Genomic DNA, 16,587 nt, shown 5'->3' on the forward strand with positions numbered 1-16,587 from the left:
GCTACTGGCAGCGTCGCTACGGTATCGCGGAGACGGACTACATCTTCCTCAACAATCGGTACCTCGAAGGCAAGCCGCTCGCGTACATCCGCAGCATCACATCGCACGAACTGGGCCACGCGCTCGGCCTGTGCCACAAGCCGGGCCGGTACGGCTCGATCATGTGGGAAGAGCACAACGACGTGAAGAACTCGCCGACTGGCATCGACCAGGCCAACTACCGCGGGCTGTGGGGCTGATGAAGCGAACCGTCATCCTGCTCGCCGCTGGGCTGGTGGTCGCCGCTGCCTCGGTCTGCGGCGCCATTGCCGTCCTCCAGGACGGGCCCAGCACGATCGACGCGATGTGCGTCGAGCAGGACGAGACCGACCGCGACAAGGCCGGCCTCGTCGACCACGTCGCAGTCGTCACCGTGGACCAGAACCTCAAGGTGAAGCAGGAAGCCCCCTCGTCCGCCGCCTACCTGACCTCCCGAGTCCACGTCGAGGAAACCCTCAAAGGGACCGTGCCCACAGCCGCGACGGTCGAAGGGGCCGTCAACGTGACCCCCACCGACGCCTACCAGGCAGCCGCACCACACCAACAGCCGCTGCTCCCCGGCCACCGGTACGTGATCGGTGTCCAGGACTGGCCCGGGTACGACGGCCAGATCGGGGCGGACGTTCCGTTTCCCGGCGGAGACGGGGCAGCAACCTGTCTTCCAGGGTGCCAGGAAGGCCGTGCACTCCAGGACCGCGGTCGCTCCGGATCGACGTGCTCGCCAAGTCCGGGCGCAGGCATCCAGGCGGGCCGGCACGGCGGCGCCGGGACTTGCGCGGTAGGGCTGCGGTGTCCCACCACGCTTAGCCGCCAAGAGGCCATGCCCTGGACGTAGTGCTGGCCGGCGCTGAGCTGCTGGACGCGTATGGGTCCAGCTCGCAGCCGACACTCGGTGACCCACCTCGGCGCGGCGCACGCGCAGCGAAGCCCCTGCCAGCCCTGTTCCGCGACAGCCATCCCGCAGGTCTGTCCCATTCGTCGCGGTGCTTGAATGGACCGTCGTTCCTGGTCTGGCAAGGAGAAGCGCTGTGCCCCTGGTGTCGGTCGTGATGCCCGTCTACAACTCGGCAGCCACCCTCGGTGCAGCCGTCCGCTCGGTGCTGACGCAGACCCATACCGACCTGGAGCTGCTGATCACCGACGACCGGTCCACCGACAGCTCCATGGACCTGCTCCGCGAGTTCGCCGCGCGGGATGAGCGTGTCCTGCCGGAGACGGCGCCCGAGCAGGGAGGCGCGGGCCGGGCCCGTAACCTGGCGATCGAGCGGGCCCGTGGGGACTACATCGCCTTCCTCGACAGCGACGACATGTGGCTCCCGGAGAAGACCGAGAAGCAGCTCGCCTTCGCCGCCCAGGGCAGCGCGCCGCTCACGTTCACCTCGTACTTCAAGATGGACCCCGACCACGCCGGTGAGAGCACCGACTGGGTCCCGAACGGGCGGCTCATCCACGCGCGGGAGCACGTGGACTACCGCGCGATGCTGGTCCGGGACTACATCGGCGCCCTTACGGCCATGTACGACCGCAACGTCCTGGGCACGAGGCTGATGCCGGACATGCGCAAGCGCCAGGACTACGCTCTGTGGCTGTCGATCATGCGCGACGGCGCCGACGCCCGGGGCCTGACGGAGCCGCTCGCCGTGTACCGGGCCCATCAGGCGGGATCACTGTCCTCCAACAAGCTGTCGCTCGTGCAGTACAACTGGGCCCTGTACCGCGAGCACGAGCGGCTGTCGGTTCCGCGGGCGACGCGCGCGCTGACGGGCGCCGTGTGGCAGTCGCTGCGCAACGCACGCATCTGAATCCGCGCACGGGCCCGGCGGCCCTAAGATCGCGGCCAGGGGTGTCCGGCCGGGCCCCGCCCTGTCGCCGTGCCGCGTGAGTGAGGACCCGAGGGCGGGACTCGGCGGAGCACCGGCACCAGCGGTTTCCTACACGGCCGAGCCGTCGCAGACCTCGGACCGTCTGTCGGCCTCCGCGACTCCAAGGAGACGAACGGCGCCGCCGTCGTCGTCGTGTCCCAGGCGGCGTTCGCTGGGTTCGTGTCTGGCGCCGCCACGCACGGCTTCTCGGCCTGACCTCCGTAGCAGGACGGCTCGTTTCGCCCACGACGGATGAGGGGAGACGGGCCGTTCTCGTACGGGTGCACCCATCGGGCGGGATCGAGCGCACCAGCCCTGAAGCGAAGCTAGACGACGACCTCGTAGACGGCCCAGTGGTAGCGGCCTTCGAGGTCCGTCTCGGCCCCGCAGTCCGATACGCCGGCGGCGCGCAGGTCCGCGAGCGCGAGCGGGGCGGAAGGCGGACCCGGCGTGGCGTCGTGGCTGTACACGGCGATGGCCGCAGCGGCGCCGGCCTTGTCGGCGAGGTGGACGCTGATGCGCTTGCCGCCGTCCTGCACGGCCGCCGCGACCAGCGTCCGCACCACCTGGTCGACCTGTGCCCTCTGGCTGTCGTCGAGCCTGAAACGCCAGGCCGTGAGCTGGTCCAAGACGCGGGAAGACGCCCGCCCCGCCACCCAGGGAGCGGACTCGAACGGCCAGTTCACCCCCCGCCGGTTACGCATGACCGCGGCCCGCCGGTCGGGGCGCGGGTTCTGCGGGTCCTTCGGGTCCGGTCGGGGCAGCTCGACCGGCTTCTTCGGCGGCGGGGGAGTCTTCGGCGGGTAGTCGGGCACCGTGCCCCTGCCCAGCTCCATCTGCTCGGTCATGCCAAAACGGTACCCGCCGGCGGCCCCGCTAGGCAGCCGGTCGCCGGGACCCGGCACGGCCGGTCAGGATTCGGCGGCCTCGGTCGCCGGCGTCTTTGCCAGCGGCTTGTAGACCGCGTCCCAGGTGTAGGGGAAGTCGTGCAGGTCCTTCACCATCCGGTAGAAATAGCGGGTATCGAAGTTGGCGCCGTACAGGCCACCGTCGATCGGGTGGTCGTTGACGATGACCGTCGGTGTGCCAGGACCCTTCGGGTCGTCGCCGGTGTGCTCGTACGCCCGCTCGGACGCGGTGACGAAGGCACGGTACTTCAGCGTCTTCACGGCCTGGTCGAAGGCCCTGTCGCGGAGTCCCGGCACCTGCTCCGCGAGCTCCAGGAGCCGCTGGGTAGTGAACCCGCCGTTCTCTTCGACCTCGACCTGATTCTCGAACAGCACCGCGTGGAACTCGACGAACTTGCCCCGGTCCAGGGCCGCCCGCAGCGCGTTCACGGCCCGCACCGAGCCGTCGCCACCGAGCCGCTCGTCCTTGAAGGACGCGAAGGTGTACTCGGCCTTGATCTCCCCGTCGAGGAGCAGCCGGTTGAGTGCCGCCGCGCCCGTGCGCTCGTACTCCTCGACGACGGGGCAGCGCGGGTCCTCCAGCACCTGCACCGTCGAGCGGGCCGCGGGGTTCCCGACCACGATCGTCGTACCGTCCAGCGCCGCCCGCTCCGGCAGCCGCTCCGCGGTCGTGTAGGTGATGCCCGCCGACTGGGCGCCCCCTGCGCCAGACCCGCCCGGAGCGCATCCCGCGACCGCGCCTATGAGCCCTGCCGCGACGACGGTGCTGGCTGTTCTGCTGATCTTCATCGAACCCGCGTTCCTCCCCATTGGAGGGCGGACTTTACGCGTCCGGTCTGACAGCCGCAGCACCATTTCGGCGACGGCGCCGCCCTCGGGCCAGCCCACAGAGCCGGGGCCGAGAGGTCTACTCGCCGGCGCCGGCCGGTACGGCGCTGAGCTGGTAGGGCGGGGACTATCCGGGGTCTCCCCACGATGAGGTGTGCTGCTCTGTGCTCCCGCACCAAGGGCAGGGGAGCACGGGGCGGGCCTGGCTGCCTTCGGCGCCGCAGTACCCGGCATCGCCGAACTCGGCGTCGCTGAAGACGATGGCGGCCTGATGGACGCCGTCGGTACGCAGCTCTCCGTGCTCGGCGGGGCGTTGTGCCGAGAGGCTCGTGTCGGCAGTCTGGCAGAGCGCCCAGCACCGGGAGGGCGTACCCGTTCCGCGATCTCGGGCGCCCTCTGCTCGTTCGGGTGATCCTCCCAGCTGTCACGGGCGAGGTGGGCGTACAAGCCGCTACCGTCAACGTCCCGCCTTTGCACACCTCAGGGGGATGTCGTGGCGTTACCACAGGCCGCCACCGCGGTGGCCGCAGCAACGGTTCTCGCACTCACGACCGTGAACGCCCCCTACGCGGCGCCCCGCGCGGCCGCGGCGCCCTGCGTACGGGGAGAGTCGGAGTCCCGCAGTAACTCGGCCGTCGACGAGGGTGAGATCCGCTGGACCGAGGAATCGAAGTATGACGGCCAGCGCACCCACGCGATCACCGAGTGGAACAAGCTGCGGAAGATCAATATCGCGCCCGACGCCGTGAATACGGTCAACGACCTCGAGTTCCGCGACTACACGAAGAACAACAACACCGCCGCGTACTACGAACGGCACGGCGGGATCGCGCAGACCGACTACATCTACCTGAACAAGCACTGGCTCGACGGCGCCTACAAGAACGAGCCGGCCTTTCAGAAGAACATCGTGGTCCATGAGCTCGGGCACGCCCTTGGCCTCTGCCACAAGGCGGACACCGTCGAATCCGTCATGCGGAAGGCCGCGAGTCCGAAGACCGTTCCGACCGCCGTAGACGTCGCCAACATCGGAAAGATCTGGGGCTGATGAAGCACGCCGTACTCCTGTCCCTGGCCGGAGCCCTCGTGCTCGCAGGGTCAGCGACCACCGCCACGATGATGCTGCTCGACGACGACGTCACGGTCAGTGCCTCCTGCGCACCGGTCATGGACACCGACCGGGACATGGCCGGCCTCGTCGACCACGTCGCCGTGGTCACCGCCGAAGAGCAGTCCAGGCCCCTTCGAAGCCCCGACGGCGTCCAGCACGTCACGGTGCAGGTCAAGGTCGACGAGATCCTCAAGGGGAAACCGCCCGCCACGATGCCCCTCGACCAGGACGTCGCCCAGGCCGCCCGCCCCGAGTTCGAGCAGCAGCCGCTCGTGCCCGGCCACCGGTACGTCATCGGCGTGCACGACTGGGACACCGGCATCGGACGCAACGCCTTCTTCGCCACCAGCGCCGACGGCGACCAGCTCAAGGCCGAACGCACCCGCTGGACCGACGCCGTCGCCCACCAGAACCCCAAGCGCGCCGCCCCCGGATGCCACGACATCGTCACCGTGCCGTAGATGCCCCCGGTGCGGGCGCGCCACGGCACGAACGTCCAGGTCCTCACCGATCCGTTCGGTCGGCTGCTGTGGGCGTCCCCCGCCCTGCCCGGGTCCGTCCACGACCTGACCGCCACACGGACCCACGGGATCATCGACGCGCTCGCCGCGGCCGAGCTGAAGTGCTGGGCGGACAAGGCGTACCAGGGAGCCGGCCACCCCGTCCGCGTCCCGTTGCGCGGCCGTCGCCTCAAGCGGTGGCAGCGCCGGCACAACAGCACGCACGCCAAGATCCGATGCCTCGGAGAGCAGGCCATGGCCGCTCTGAAGAGCTGGCGCCTCCTGCGGAAGCTCCGCTGCAACACCAACCGCATCACCGCGATCGTCAAGGCCGTCCTCGTCCTCCATCACGCGACAACGTGAGGTTGGAAAAGGCTCAGTGGTTTCCTGTTCTTCCGCTCGATGCGGGCCTCGAAACCTGTATGACGGGCTGCGGGCGAACGTCCCGGCGGGTCCGCCGGATCCTGGCCGGGTCCGTCCTCGTGCAGGCCGGGCTCCTCGACGGCCGGTGAGGGGTGTGCTCGACGCGGGCTCGCGCGGGCACACGGCTCCGGTGGCGACGCTGCACGGCCTTGTGGTGGCCGAGCTGTGGGTTGGTGCTGTTGCCGCTGAGCCGCACCGCCTGGTGGGAGCGGACGCGTGCCGGCCGGGCGGCGGCATGACGCCCACTCGCGTGTGCGCGCCGCACGGCTGGGGCCAGGCTGCAGGGCCGGGCGCCGCGACCGCTTCGGAGGCGGACGCGGTCTGCGCGGCGGTGCGGCGGGCCGGATGGTGGTGGCTCAGCCGGGAAAAGACGTGACCGGAACGAAGCATCTTTGCTGGACCCCGGCAGGTCGCTCGTTCATGCGCTGCCGGAGTCGCCCTCTCGTGCCGCTCTCCGGTGTGCGAAACGATGGAGCCACAGTGGGAGGGGAGCGGGATGAGGCATGTGCCATTCTTCCGTTGGGTGCTGACGTTGGGTTTCGTGTTCTTCGCGTGCTCGGTGGGGTTCGACGCTGTCAGGTCGGACCTGCCCGAAGCGCGCCAGATCGACCTGGCGGTGCTCGACGAGAAGCCCGACGGTTCGTGCAGGGTGCGGTGGGCCGACCCGTATCAGAAACGGGTGAGGGAAGCGTCTTACCACTGCGACCCCGGCCGGTCCGCCCTCCTCAAGGCGCCCCAGTACTCTGACAGCCGCGGCTACGGCTGGGAGAGCGGGTTCATGCTCACCGAGGGCCCGGACCGGGGGGACTTGGAGGACCTTACTGCTGAGCCGGACTTCAGGTACTCGGACGTCTTCCTGCTGCTGGGGATGCCGCTCATCGGCCTCGGGTTGATCGGCGGGAACCTCCGCGCCGTCCCGCGTGTCATGGGAGTGGAGACGCGGCTCGTCCGCCGTGCGGCCCGGCTGTCCGAGGCTGCTGAGTGGGCGGCCGAGGACTACGAACGGGCCGTCGCGGCGGTTCGCGAAGCGGGGTGCCACGTTCTCCCGTCTCAGGCTTCCGAGGTTGCACCGGACGCCCGGCTCGTTACGGCGCTTTGGGTACTGCGGGAGGCGGGCCCACAGGCACGCCAGACAGCGGTTCTCGGCGGGAAGCTCGCGAAACAGATGCACGGGCTCTTGGACGATGCGGCCCCCGCCGCCGGGCTGCGGAGCATGCTGAAGGCCGGCCCGATGGCCCGGTTGAACGCCGCCCAGGCCGTTACCGAGCTGCGCCTGCTGCTGGCCGACTCTGAGAGGAAGGGTCTCCCCGAGCGGTTCGCGCAGACCTCGGTCGACCTGCTTCGGGGGCAGGACGCCGACCGGGCTGCCCTCGCGGCCGAGACCGACTTTGCAGGGGACCCCACCGCGTACTCCCGCCTGTTGGCGCAGCTGACGCGACCCGCGCCCTCGGGCTCTTCGCGGTCAGCGTCTCCCCGCCGGGGGTGGCGAGGTTACCCACGCCGGTGACGATCCCCCCCCCGCTACCGTCTGCGTGGCCCCGCAACGGGGCTCCCGGCCTCAGATGTGCTCTTCGCACGCCCGTTGACATGGCAGAAGAGCCGCTCGGCGATGGTCGGTGTCGGCGTACACGTGAACGTCCCCACCCGCGTACGGGTGATAAGGGACAGTTGTTGATGCGTTTGAGACGTGCTGCTCGGCACTCTGCTGCCTGTCGGTGAGAGGCGGCGGAGGGCGGTCGACGGTGGTCTTGGATCCGCAACGTTGGTTGGAACTGCGGCGTTTTCGGAGTCTGTTGGAATTCGGGGCGATCAGTCTGTCGGAGGTGGCTCGGGAGACCGGGCTGGACCGGAAGACGGTCCGTAAGTATCTATCGGCGCCGGGGCCGGCGACCCCGCCGCGTCGGTCGGCGAACGGGCGGTCGAAGGCGAGGGTGATCGACGAGTTCGCGCCGCTGATCGACTCGATGCTGCGGGCCGAGATCCTGATGAAGGCCGCGGTGATCCACGAGCGGCTGACCGCGCAGTAGGGGTTCACCGCCAATTGCCAGCGGACCAAGCTCTACGTCCAGGAAGCCCGGCCCCGGATCGCCGAGGAAATCGGCATCACGCCGAAGGAGCTGGCGGGCATGCACCGCCGGTTTGAGGTCATCCCCGGCGCCCAGGCCCAGGTGGACTGGGGCTACGAGGGCAAGATCCTCGCCCACATGGGCATCCCGAAGGTCTATTCCTTCCACATGACGCTTTCGTACTCGCGGGACCCGTTCTGCTGCTTCACCACCAGCCAGGATCTCCAGACGTTCTTCAACTGCCACCGCCGGGCGTTCGCCCACTTCGGCGGGGTGCCGATGACGATCGTCTACGACCGGACCAAGACCGTCGTCCGACGCCATGTCGCCCCGGGTGAGGCGGTCCCGCTGCACCCGGAAGCGGTCGGGTTCGCCGGCCACTACGACTTCGACATCGACGTCCTGGCCGCCTACCGGCCCACCGGCAAGGGACGTGTCGAGCGGCAGGTCCTCATCGTCCGCGACCACGTCCTGTCCGGCAGGTCCTTCTCCTCCGTCGAGGAGATGGACGCCGCCTTCGCCACTTGGGTCCCGCAGCGACGGGCTCAGGCCCACAGGACTCACCAGCAGATCATCGGGGAACGGGCGGCCCGTGATCATGTGGCTCTCAAGCCTCGGCCGCCGGCCCCGTATCTGGTGACCGAGCGGCATCTGCGGCCGGTCGGCAAGGACTGCCTGGTCGCCTTCGGCGGCAACCTCTACTCGGTGCCCGCCCGCAGGGTCCGCCCCCGGCAGCTGGTGGAGATCCGAGCCACGAAGTCGCAGAACATGCTGCATTCCACCGTTTGCGGCTCCAGCGGTGAGACGCTGCTGGCCACCCATCCTCGGGCGATCGGCCGCGGAGTCCGCGTCGTCGAAGAGGTCCACTGGGACGGCCTGCCCACGGGCAAGGGCCGCCGGACCACCACCGGCGATGTCCTGCCACGGCCCCGTCGTTAGCGTCCTCGGGGCGAGGAGGCAGGGCCTTTGCAGGCTCTGTTGAACCGGGCCGCGGCCACCCATATCGAGGTCGGCCGCCGTCCGCTGTCGGTCTATGACGAGCTGAAAGGACCCCGCCCCTTCACCACCCACCCGATCACGAGGGAAACGTCTTGAGCGAGCTGGTCTCCACCCGCATCCGCAACACGGCCGGCAAGCTCGGCCTGCAGCACCTCGCGGAAACCATCAGGGAATACACCCGGCGGGCCGACGAGGGGAAGATGGGCTACCTCGACTTCCTCGACCTGGTCCTTTCCGAGGAACTGGCCGTCCGCGACGACCGCCGTTTCCGCCAGGGCCCGCGACTGTCCCGGCTGCCGCACCACAAGACGCTTGATGAGTACGACTTCTCTTTCCAGCCCGACCTCGACCCGCGCAAGGTCAAGGACCTTGCCACCCTCTCGTTCGTCGAGGCCAAGGCCAAGGCCAACGCCGCTCTGCTCGGGCCGCCCGGGGTCGGCAAGACCCACATCGCCGTCGCCCTCGCGCTCGCGGCCTGCCGGGTCGGCTACTCGATCTACTTCACCAGCCTCGACGACATGGTCCGCAACCTCAAAGCCGCCGAGGCCGCCGGACGTCTGACGAACAAACTCGGCACCTACCTGCGGCCCGGCGTCCTCGTGGTTGACGAGGTCGGCTACCAGCCCCTCGAACGAGCCGAGGCGAACCTGGTCTTCCAGGTCATCTCCAAGCGCTACGAGAAGGGCTCGATCATCCTGACCTCGAACAAGACCTTCAGCGAATGGGGCCAGGTCTTCGGCGACGACGTCCTCGCCACCGCCATCCTCGACCGCCTCCTCCATCACTGCGAAGTGACCATCAACGGCCCCAGCTACCGGCTGAAGAACCGAATCAAGGCCATCGAGCAGGACACAGACGTGGCCTGATCAGGCATTTCGCGCTCCAGGCCGACCTGGCCTGGAGCGCGACAGTCAGAATGAGAGTGTGTTCAGACGCGAGTGGCCGGAGCCACCGACCGATGCCCGGCTTGATCCGTACCGCCGAGCTGCCGCACGTCTCATGGACGGAGACGAACAGATCGGCGTGCTCGTGATCCGAGTCACGACCTGGTGGTGGAGAGAAGGGCCCTTCTGGCGAAGGCGGTGGGGCAATCCGCAAGAGCTTCCCGAGTGGGCGTTGTCCTGCGTCGCCCCAACCCAGCAGCTGCCCGACTTCGACGACGGGATCATCTCAGCTGACGCGCTCGACGAGGAGCTTACCGACTGGTCAGAGGGGATCTTTCGACTGCGGGGCCAGCAGTTCAGCCTCGCCTGGCTTGGCGAAGAGGAGGCCGGCGCCGCCCACAAGGAGCACGGCTGGACGAACGAATGATCATCCCTGCCTCACCGCCACGGAACTGGGGACGTTCATCCGTACGCAGCTGGGGAGGAAGGTCCGTACGCCGACACAGCGCAACGTTCAGCAGGCCCAGCAGTCCGCCGACGTGGGCGTGCGCTGACCGAACCATCCACGAGAGGACCCACCGAATGGACGAAGCACGGCTCGAGGAACTCCGGCGGTTGGCGAGGCTACGCGAGCAGCAGGATGAAGAACGCCGATCGAGGAACATCGCGGCGGATCTGCGGCTGCAGCAGCAGGAACGTCAAGCCCAGGACGAGGCGCATCAGGCCGCGGTGCCTCCCGCCGAGGAGCAGCACTTTGCGCAGCTGCCCGGCCCTTCCTACAACGGGATCAGGTGACCATGGTCGGCCCGGGCCAATGCTGCAGGTGACCTGTCGCATCGATTCCTAATGCCGTCTGTCAAGCCGCGAGAGCCGGCGGCGGCGTGAGCTCGTAGGTCCGTCCGTCGCGGAGGAAGGCCCAGAGGACGTTGACGTGTCGGCGGGCGAGGGTGTTGCGGACCAGTTGGCACTCACCTGATCCGCTACGGGGAAGCCGGTTTCGCAGTCCGGGCACGTCGCATTGCCGAAGACGTAGGTCATCGCGCTGGCGATGTCTTGGTGCCCGTCGGCGAAGGCGATGTCGTGGAGCCGGCGGCCGATGCCATCCATGGCCGCGGGGCTGGCGGGACGCAGGGGCGTCGTCTCGACGTCATCTTCCGACAGCGCGTAGTCACCGTTCGTGGAGAAGAGTCCGCGCTCGCCGATGACGATGAACAGGTTGGCTTCGCAGCCAGGACAGGAGACCTCGTACTCCTCGTTCACGAGGCCCCAGGCGAGGTCTTCGCCCCAGCCCACGACGCCTTCGAAGCTCAGCATGGATTCCAGGAGATAGGCGTACTCGTTCCGATCGGACGATGTCCGGAGGTGTTCGTTCACCACTACCAGTAGAGTTTCGACCTCCGCAGCGTGCTGGGCGCGGACGTCGCCAGCCCCGTGCGGCTGGTCATAGCCCGCCAAGATCGCACCCGCCAGGTTCAAGGCGCTGACCGCCTGCTCCCGGTCATCGCGGCCGGCTACGTTGGCCAGCCACGGCAAGGCCGCGAAGCTGGCCGAGTAGACGCGGCCTTGGTGACAGAGCGCCGACCACAGATCGTTCCAACGCTCGGGGCTCGGCTCCGAAGCGATCTGATCCAGCAGCACCGGTATGTCTTCCGCCGAGCCGTAGGCATGGCTGAGTTGCGCCCAATCCGTCATGCCGGAATCCAAGCAGGTCAGTCCCATCCGCCGCGACTCCGGCCCTCGGACAGGGAAAGCCCGAAGCTCCAGGCCGAACGTATCGTCGCCGCTGTCCGGCGCCCGCACCCCCTGAACGGCGCGGTGGTCTGCGCGGGCTATCGAGAGTGCGCCGAAGCCTTCGGGTATATCTGGCCGTCGTCGCTGGAAGAGTGAGTCACGAGCCACCGGTCAACTTCGGTAGCCAAGGACAGTCGCCCAGGAACTTCAGTCGCCGTGGGCAGGTTCTGCTGCTTCGAGTTGGTACCAGTCCTGGGTGACCACCCAGGACTGGTACCAACTCGAAGCAGCGGCGGACCTTGGCGAGACGCGTTAGGAATCACTGATCCACCACAACGGACCTGCCCGTTTGTAGTCGCCGAGACAGGCTTGTTTGTCACCAGATTCGGAGACTGGGTGCCGGACAGCCTTGGCCGATCGCTACGGAAGACGTCGAAGCTGAACCAGGTTGAGCCAGGTCTCCGGATTCGGTTCCACATACGTGGCACGAACCGAATAGCGCCCTGGCTCCAGATCCACCCGCAGATGGTGCTCTGGCTCCGACTCGTCACCAGGCCAAGCCGAGTCGAACAGGACCACTGGCCCCGGCACGTCCCAAAGTTGCTCAGGCTCCCAGGCGGCATTAGCGAGCGCGGCATCAACGCTGCCGAGAAGCTCCTCCTCCGATTCGGCGGCGCACCACCGCACGAACAGGCCACGTTCCGGAAGGAAGGACGTCGAGGCGGGGTCATCACCGAGGACCAAGGCCTGCGACTGCCCGACCGCCCGGGACTGCTTCAGGCGGTTGATCGCCCGCTCGACGGTGTTGCGCTTCTTGTAGCGGTCCTCATCGAAGCCGGGCGGCCGTCCGCCACGTGCGCCTTGGCGCAGGTGGGCGGCCTGGCTGTCGGTCTTCTCCGGGATGGTGTGTCGGATTCCCCGCCGTCGCAGGTACTCGCGAATGAGGCCGTTGCTGTAAGCCTTGTCGGCCGCAAGGCTGTCTGGCTTCTTGCGCGGCCGTCCCAGGCCAGCTCTGGGCACTCGAATCTTCTCCAGGACCGGCTTGAACTGGGTGCAGTCTGCCCGCTGACCAGGAGTGACAAGCAGGGACAATGGGCGGCACCAGCCGTCTGCGCTCAGGTGGAGCTTGCTGGTGAACCCGCCCCGCGAGCGGCCCAGGCCCTCACCTCCAGCACCACCTCCACCAGGCGGGCAACGAGACTCTGCCACGGCGTCTCGGCCTGGTGTTCCATCCCTGCGGCCCCCTTTGATCCCGGCGCCAGAGGCGGATCGGTGCGGGCGCCGGCAGCATGCTGATGCGCGCGGACGATCGTGGAATCGACCGAGATGTCCCAGTCGATCTCGCCTGCCGCGTCGGCCGCGGCCTGGACCTGCTGAAGCAGACGTTCCCAGGTACCGTCGGCCGAACATAGGCGGTGGCTCTCGTAGACGGTCTTCCACGGCCCAAAACGTTCAGGTACCACCCGGCCCGCGTCGACCGGCAGGGGAGGGCGCGCGCCCTGCGCCGCCGTGGTCGGGGCCCGGCGCGCGGCCGCCCTCGCTCCAGGGACCGTCGTACGCCGGCTGGCGCCGCCGTGGCGGCGCCAGGGAGGACCAGGCGCATGAGCCGCCCGCCCCGTCCGCAAGCCGCGGGCTAGTCGGGCGAGGGCGGTCGCCCCGCCTCCTCCAAGGCGGCGTCGGCGGACTTCGTCCTGCAGCAGGAGCCGGACGGACAAGCCGGACCTTCTGGCAGGCCGTGACGACCGTCGCCGGTTCGGTGTTCTGCGGGTCCTTCGCCAAGGCGTCCACGGCGTCGAGGTAGGCCGCGACGGCCTCCAAGCGCGGGCCGGTGAATCCCGCGTGCCACGCCGTACGGCTGGTGCGTGCCCCGGTCACCAGCGCGAAGATGGACGTGGTCAGCCCCGCAATGACAGTGGCTACCGGCACGCACTCGGAGGGAGTCATGCCTCCGACAATGCCCACTGCGACCGATGCGCACGGACGAGTTGCGTAACTTCAGAGCGTTCACCTCCGCCGCCCGGCGGCCCTCAAGAACCCAGCAGCGATCCGGGCGTAGCGCACGACCTGGCATGGATGTTCCTCAACTCCCAGCTCCGCGCCGGTTAGACCCGTTGGGGTCCATGGGTTCATTCCTCTACCTGGGGACCGACGCCATGGCGGGCGGCGCGCAGTTCGGCCAGGAGCGCCAGGACCTCGTCGCGGGCGGCGGCCGCTGGGCCGGCGGGCAACTCGGTGCCGTAGCCGTCGAGGACCAGGCGCAGCGTGTTCAGCCGGGCGGCGAGGCCGGGGCCGTCGAGCTCGCGGTGCCAGGCGATCAGTGTCTCGGCGGGGGCGGTGCGGGCGAGCTGTGCCCACGTGTCCTCAAGGCAGGCCAAGGACCACACGGCGGCGCGCAGCCGTGCCTCATTGGCCCGGCTCCAGGCGGCACCAGCCCTGTCGCGGGCACGCTCGGGGTAGCGGTCGCCGTGGTAGGTGGCGGCGTCGCGCTCCAGGCGAACGAACCGGCTCTCGGCGCTGGACCGGGAGGCCAGGTCGAGGTGGTCGGCGACCTGCTGCCAGGACGCTCCTCGGTGCCGGGCGGCCAAGGTGTGAAGGCTCCTCGTGACCAGGCGGGCGTTCATGTGCGAGTCCTGCCCAGATCGCTCGCCCACGACGCTCAGCACGCAACGCCCGTGGGATGGATGACGGGACGGCCCTTGTGGAGGGGACACGGACGGCCGGTCCCGCGGGCCCGTCCTGTCGGATGCCGTACGCCGACGGTACGACGCAGCGGGTCGGGCGGCCTGCGGCGAGGCGCCGTTCGGGCCGGGCGAGTGACCCGACCAGGCAATCCACGCATGCCTTGCCGTCGCCCATCGCTCCTGAGTGTCCGCTAGGTTCGGGTCCGTGCGCAGGCTGCGCCGTTCGACCTGGAGCTGGCTGTCGGTGAACTGGCTTGACGGCCTATGCGTTGGCGGCATTGTCCACAGCCGATGCCTGCTGACCTGCTCGTTTTCCCCTGGTCTTATGCTTCGTGGACAAAGCCGGAAGGGTAAGGGTAGGGGTTCGTGAAGGACGAAGCGAAGGATCTCGCCAAGCAGTGGGGCTTCTGGCTCTTGATGGGGCTCATGACCATGGATGATCGGCACAACAGGAATCTCGGCGACACGATCTCGTTGGTCCTTTTCGGGATCCTCACCCTGGTCATTGCCGGCGCCACCCTGCGCTTCCTGTACCGTCTGGTCACCGGCGCCGCCACGAGGCGAAGGGCCGAAGCGGGCCCGACCATCTGACCCCTCAGCGCGAGCGGTCACGACGGGTCCCGGCGCGTTGGGGCCCGGTCGGGTGAGCCCGCCCAGGACGACGTGCGAAGGGCGCCCAGGCGGGCTCGATGACCCACGATGCCAGCCGGCACCAGAAGAACTGGCGAGGCGCGACCGAGTCGGACTTGAGCGAGGGCTGCGAGGGTGGTGCGTTGCTCCGTCCACGCGAGGATCTCGCCGACGTAGGCGCCGGAGGGGACGTGAGCGTGTACAGGCGCGAGCGCTTGCGGCAGTGCGGCGTGCTCGCGTGATGCCCGGACCTGGAGGTCGACGCTCACGGAGCCGGTTGTCCAGGTGGCGATCACCTCCGTACGGTCCACCTGGCTCCGAAGCTGTGATGCGCCGGCGAAGCCCACCGGCAGGATGTGTTTAAGCACCGTGCGTTCGTCGGAGTTCAACGGGCGCGGGTTGATGGAAGGGCGAGCCATGCTCCCATTCTGAGGCCGGGGGCGGTCAGCCCAACTCCGGCCGCTCTCCACGCCTTCTGTCCCGGGACGACTGGCCTCCGGCCGCCCACCGGACGGCGTCCGGGCTCGCGGACTGCACCCCGTTCATGTGGCCGATGGCCCGGCCCCAGGTGGCGCACGCCTGCTCGATGCTGCCTTCGGCGGCCTGCATCTCGGCCTGGGCGATCAGGTCGAGGGCGATGATCCGCGCGTGGGTGCCCGGTGGCCGGCTCGTCGCTGCGGTCCCGTACATCGCGGCGGCTCGGCGCCGGTCCCCGAGCGTCTCGAAGACCTTCGCCGTCCGGCTGTGAATGGTGGCGGCGGGCGGCCCCCACGACAGGGCCCAGAACGGCACGGCCTCGCCCTTGGTCGAGCTCAGGGCGGTGCGGGCGCGCTCGACCTCCCGTACGGCCGCGGTGCGCCTGCCCGCTTTGGCGAGGGCGTGCGCGTGGGTGACGGCGAACAACGCCTCGGTCTGCGTGTCGACCCGCCCGCGGATCTTGTCGACCGCGCTCGCGGCCAGGCTCAGGCAGTGCTCGGGCCGGTGCAGCTTCATGCCCTGCTGGGACATCGTCCTCATGACGAACGCGTCGTGCCCGGTGATCCCCGACTCGCTGGCCAGCGCAAACGACTGCAAATAGTACCTTTGGGCCAGTCCCTGTTCCCCGCCGTCGTACGCCCGCCAACCGGCCTGGTGAACACCGACGGCGGCGGCGGACAGCATGTGCCGGTGGGTCGTCCTCGGAGCTGAACCGGCCCCGACACAGGGCCGCGACGTCCGACATCAGGTACTGCACCAGCGCGGAGCGGCCGTGCTGGCCGCCGTGGCGCTCGTCCATCACCGCGAACATCGCCACCATGTCGCGCACCGCGGCGACGTCCGCAGGCCCGACGATTGCGCCGGTGCGGGCCTTGGCCGCGCGAGAGGCGATATCGGTGACGTGCTCCAGCGGAAGGACGGCTGCGGCCACCGAGTACGCGGCCCCGGACAGGAAACGTCGACGGTCCAAGTCATCCCTCCAGATCGGTCTCCCAGCCTGCCGGAACCGGCAGCCCCAGATCCTCCGGAGTCAACGTGCGTCCCAGGCGGCGGGAGAGCGCGATCTTCAGGTAGCCGGCGGTCTGCCCCGAGGGCATCGCTCCTGGAGTTCTGCCGCTACCTGCGCTTGCTGCACCCGGCGGACGTGCGCATCGCGATCGTCCGCGACAACTACTTGCCGCACCTGACGACCAAGCGCTGCCAGCGGGTCGGCACGTGGGCGGCGGCGAACAAAAACGTCGAGATTGCCTGCACCGCGACCAACAGTTCATGGCTCAACCGGATCGAGGCCCAGTTCACAGCTCTGCGCTACTTCGCCCTCGACGGCACCGACCATGCCAGTCACAAGGCCCAGGGCAGCAGGATCCCCACTACATCATCTGGCGGAACAAACACGCCGCGGACGAGCGCCTACGCGAGGTGGTTACCAGAGCGAACGTAGCTTGACG

The 16,587-nt window shown here is 68.9% G+C and carries 16 protein-coding genes and 5 pseudogenes; 14 read left to right on the plus strand and 7 right to left on the minus strand.

Annotated features, from left to right (window positions below; genetic code table 11):
* The 4 genes and pseudogenes from AB0Q96_RS36340 to AB0Q96_RS36355 all read left to right on the plus strand — a co-directional run.
* Positions 1–239, plus strand: a pseudogene (locus tag AB0Q96_RS36340) (hypothetical protein); the annotation flags it as partial.
* Positions 239–874, plus strand: coding sequence for a hypothetical protein (locus AB0Q96_RS36345; protein WP_365333139.1), 636 nt, complete (start codon positions 239–241; stop codon positions 872–874). The pseudogene AB0Q96_RS36340 and the gene AB0Q96_RS36345, both read left to right, overlap by 1 nt.
* Before the next feature lie 193 nt (positions 875–1,067).
* Positions 1,068–1,841 carry a glycosyltransferase family A protein gene (locus tag AB0Q96_RS36350; protein WP_365333141.1) on the plus strand — a complete coding sequence of 258 codons (774 nt, stop codon included), beginning with the start codon at positions 1,068–1,070 and terminating at the stop codon, positions 1,839–1,841.
* Between the two features lie 156 nt (positions 1,842–1,997).
* Positions 1,998–2,117, plus strand: a pseudogene (locus AB0Q96_RS36355) (hypothetical protein); the annotation flags it as partial.
* Positions 2,118–2,227: 110 nt separating this feature from the next.
* Here AB0Q96_RS36355 and AB0Q96_RS36360 read toward each other — a convergent pair.
* Both AB0Q96_RS36360 and AB0Q96_RS36365 read right to left on the minus strand, forming a co-directional pair.
* A complete protein-coding gene (locus AB0Q96_RS36360; protein WP_365333143.1) occupies positions 2,228–2,749 on the minus strand; it encodes a hypothetical protein in 522 nt (173 codons plus the stop codon).
* A gap of 63 nt (positions 2,750–2,812) precedes the next feature.
* The gene (locus AB0Q96_RS36365; RefSeq protein ID WP_365333145.1) at positions 2,813–3,598 is read right to left on the minus strand and encodes a thioredoxin domain-containing protein; all 786 of its coding nucleotides are present in this window, start codon (positions 3,596–3,598) and stop codon (positions 2,813–2,815) included.
* A 532-nt stretch (positions 3,599–4,130) separates the two neighbouring features.
* On the opposite strand from AB0Q96_RS36365, the gene AB0Q96_RS36370 reads away from it, so the two are divergent.
* The 8 genes and pseudogenes from AB0Q96_RS36370 (at position 4,131) to AB0Q96_RS36405 (ending at position 10,415) form a co-directional block, all read left to right on the plus strand.
* Positions 4,131–4,685, plus strand: a complete 555-nt coding sequence (locus AB0Q96_RS36370) for a matrixin family metalloprotease (RefSeq protein ID WP_365333147.1) — start codon at positions 4,131–4,133, stop codon at positions 4,683–4,685.
* Positions 4,685–5,209 (plus strand): hypothetical protein, encoded by a 525-nt coding sequence (locus AB0Q96_RS36375; protein ID WP_365333149.1) that lies wholly within the window; start codon positions 4,685–4,687, stop codon positions 5,207–5,209. Before AB0Q96_RS36370 ends, AB0Q96_RS36375 begins: the two co-directional genes overlap by 1 nt.
* An 18-nt stretch (positions 5,210–5,227) precedes the next feature.
* Positions 5,228–5,611 (plus strand): annotated as a pseudogene (locus AB0Q96_RS36380) (transposase family protein); the annotation flags it as partial.
* Between the two features lie 583 nt (positions 5,612–6,194).
* On the plus strand, positions 6,195–7,178 hold the full coding sequence (locus AB0Q96_RS36385) for a hypothetical protein (protein ID WP_365333151.1): 984 nt from the start codon (positions 6,195–6,197) through the stop codon (positions 7,176–7,178).
* Between the two features lie 235 nt (positions 7,179–7,413).
* Positions 7,414–8,832 (plus strand): annotated as a pseudogene (gene istA, locus AB0Q96_RS36390) (IS21 family transposase).
* The gene (gene istB, locus AB0Q96_RS36395) at positions 8,829–9,602 is read left to right on the plus strand and encodes an IS21-like element helper ATPase IstB (protein WP_365333153.1); all 774 of its coding nucleotides are present in this window, start codon (positions 8,829–8,831) and stop codon (positions 9,600–9,602) included. Before istA ends, istB begins: the two are co-directional and overlap by 4 nt.
* A gap of 58 nt (positions 9,603–9,660) precedes the next feature.
* Positions 9,661–10,047, plus strand: coding sequence for a hypothetical protein (locus AB0Q96_RS36400; protein ID WP_365333155.1), 387 nt, complete (start codon positions 9,661–9,663; stop codon positions 10,045–10,047).
* 155 nt (positions 10,048–10,202) lie between these two features.
* On the plus strand, positions 10,203–10,415 hold the full coding sequence (locus AB0Q96_RS36405; protein ID WP_365333157.1) for a hypothetical protein: 213 nt from the start codon (positions 10,203–10,205) through the stop codon (positions 10,413–10,415).
* Positions 10,416–10,463: 48 nt separating this feature from the next.
* Here the strand turns inward: AB0Q96_RS36405 and AB0Q96_RS36410 are convergent, their stop codons facing one another.
* The 4 genes from AB0Q96_RS36410 to AB0Q96_RS36425 form a co-directional block, all read right to left on the minus strand.
* Positions 10,464–11,312 carry a hypothetical protein gene (locus AB0Q96_RS36410; protein ID WP_365333159.1) on the minus strand — a complete coding sequence of 283 codons (849 nt, stop codon included), beginning with the start codon at positions 11,310–11,312 and terminating at the stop codon, positions 10,464–10,466.
* 459 nt (positions 11,313–11,771) lie between these two features.
* Entirely contained in the window at positions 11,772–12,560 is a 789-nt protein-coding gene (locus AB0Q96_RS36415; RefSeq protein WP_365333161.1) for an IS5 family transposase, read from the minus strand.
* Complete coding sequence (locus tag AB0Q96_RS36420) at positions 12,467–12,814, minus strand: hypothetical protein (RefSeq protein WP_365333246.1); 348 nt, start codon at positions 12,812–12,814, stop codon at positions 12,467–12,469. The genes AB0Q96_RS36415 and AB0Q96_RS36420 overlap by 94 nt, the downstream gene beginning before the upstream one ends.
* 663 nt (positions 12,815–13,477) lie before the next feature.
* Complete coding sequence (locus AB0Q96_RS36425) at positions 13,478–13,972, minus strand: hypothetical protein (protein WP_365333162.1); 495 nt, start codon at positions 13,970–13,972, stop codon at positions 13,478–13,480.
* 426 nt (positions 13,973–14,398) lie between these two features.
* On the opposite strand from AB0Q96_RS36425, the gene AB0Q96_RS36430 reads away from it, so the two are divergent.
* The gene (locus AB0Q96_RS36430; RefSeq protein WP_365333164.1) at positions 14,399–14,623 is read left to right on the plus strand and encodes a hypothetical protein; all 225 of its coding nucleotides are present in this window, start codon (positions 14,399–14,401) and stop codon (positions 14,621–14,623) included.
* Positions 14,624–15,106: 483 nt separating this feature from the next.
* On the opposite strand, the gene AB0Q96_RS36435 is transcribed toward AB0Q96_RS36430, so the two are convergent.
* Positions 15,107–15,736: a hypothetical protein gene (locus tag AB0Q96_RS36435; RefSeq protein WP_365333166.1), complete on the minus strand. Its 630-nt coding sequence runs from the start codon at positions 15,734–15,736 to the stop codon at positions 15,107–15,109.
* 505 nt (positions 15,737–16,241) lie between these two features.
* Here AB0Q96_RS36435 and AB0Q96_RS36440 point away from each other — a divergent pair.
* Positions 16,242–16,585 (plus strand): annotated as a pseudogene (locus tag AB0Q96_RS36440) (transposase); the annotation flags it as partial.
* Positions 16,586–16,587 lie beyond the last annotated feature (2 nt).

Origin of the sequence: Streptomyces sp. NPDC093111, assembly GCF_040683955.1 — a bacterium.
Taxonomy (GTDB): Bacteria; Actinomycetota; Actinomycetes; order Streptomycetales; family Streptomycetaceae; genus Streptomyces.